The organism is Mesorhizobium sp. M7A.F.Ca.CA.004.12.1.1 (genome assembly GCF_003997835.1).
Classification (GTDB): domain Bacteria; phylum Pseudomonadota; class Alphaproteobacteria; order Rhizobiales; family Rhizobiaceae; genus Mesorhizobium.
Map to the genome: position 1 here is coordinate 1 of NZ_RZRK01001024.1, position 1,858 is coordinate 1,858.

Sequence of the window (1,858 nt, forward strand, 5' to 3'; positions counted from 1 at the left end):
CGCCTGGATGGGTGGTGGCGCGGATCTGGATACGACTGCCGGCAACATCATCATCAATGCCGACTCCTTCGACGACATCACCTCGATCGCGGCGACGTTCGGCGGCAGCGCCGGCGGCTCGGCCGGCGTCGCGGCATCGGTCGGCGTGCTTTACCTCGACACATCGACCCAGGCCTTCGTCGAGGCCGGCAGCACGCTGAACAAATCGCATCTGGGCGCCGGCGGAGATGTCTCCGTGACGGCGACCGGCGACGCGGACGTGTTCCTGCTGGCTGGCGCGGCGGCGTTCGGCCAAAGCGCCGGCATCGGTATTTCCGGAACGGTGTTTGTCCATCTCGACGATGTAAAGGCGGAGCTCTATGGCGACGCCGACGTGGTCACCGGTGGCGCAAACGGCCTCTCCGTATCGGCGATTTCCACCGATGACGTGCTGATCATCGCAGCCGCCGGCGCTGCTTCCGCGCAGGCGGCGGTCGCCGGTTCGGTCGCTGTGACGGTGCTGACCGAGACAACGACGGCTCGCATCGGTGCAAACAGCAAGGTTTCCGGCCAGACGCTCGCCAATGATCCCGGCGTTTCGGTCTTTGCAAGCGACGAAACCGATATCCTGACAATCGCGGGCTCGCTCGCGGTTTCCGCCGGCAGTGCCGGCGTCGGCGCCGGCGTCAATGTGTCGACGCTGACAAAGACGACGACTGCATCGATCGAAGCGGGCGCCGACATCGACGTCGACGGCAATGTGACGGTCGAAGCAACCGGCAACGAGGACATAGGTTCGTTCTCCGTGGCCGCGGGCGCGTCGAGCGGCGCTGGCGTCACGCTGACGGCTGACGTCTTCGTGCTGAATCTGAAGACCCGCGCCTTCATTGGCTCGGACCCGCTGGCGCCGATCGGCGGCCTGACGGATGTGCGGGCACGCGGCAGCGTGCTTGTCCAGGCACTCGACGAGACCGAGATGGACCTGATTGTTGGCGGCGTGGCGATTGGCGGCAGTGCCGGCGTCGGCGTCGCGGCCGGCGTTGCGGTTGTCGACAAGGTGACGGATGCCTTCATCGGCGCAGGCGCACGCGTCACCGGCGAGGGCCACGGCACGGTCGCGGCGAGAACCGGCCGCTACCAAATCGAGTATGCGGGCAGCCAGGCGATGTCGAGCTTCGACCCGCAGGGCGGCAACAAGCCGACCGCGAGCAGCCTGGAGGCTGGTACGCCGTCGGGCCTCACCCAGTTCAAGAACCTCGACCAGGAGGGTGGCGACGACGTCCAGCAGGATCCGGGCTTGACCCAGAACCGGGTTGCGACCGCGTCGGTCGATACCGGCTTCCGTGGCGTGGCCGTCTCCGCCTCGGCGAAGGATGATGTCGAGACTTTTGCGATTTCCGTCGGCGGCGGCGGTTCGGTCGGCGTGGCTGTCGGTGCGGCGGTCAACGTCGTCGATACCAAGACGAAGGCGTTCATCGGAGCCGATGCGCAGATCAACCAGGACATGGCCGGCCCCGGAAATGCAGGACAGTCCGTGCTGGTTGCGGCGGCGAGCGACTTCAGCCATGTCGGTGTCGGGGCCGGTGCGGCTTTCGGCGGTTCGGGCGCGGGCGCGCCCGGCGTCGACGTGTCGGTGATCAAGGTCGACACGGTCGCGACGATCAATGACGGCGCGGACGTGAAGGCGAACAACGACGTTGCGGTGATCGCCACATCCAAGGAAAAGGTCATCGTGGTCTCCGCCGGTCTTGCCTTCAGCGGCACGGTCAGCCTGGCGGGCGGCGTCTCGGTGCTGTCGTTCGACACCGAGACCTATGCCCGTGTCGGTGCCAACGCGACAATTGTCGCCGGCGGCGACGTCGCCGTCATGGCCAAGGAC

At 66.9% G+C, this 1,858-nt stretch carries 1 protein-coding gene; it reads left to right on the top strand.

Annotated elements, in window-relative coordinates:
- Positions 1 to 1,858 (top strand): hypothetical protein (locus EN984_RS33105; RefSeq protein WP_206517543.1); only part of this gene is annotated, 1,858 nt, incomplete at both ends.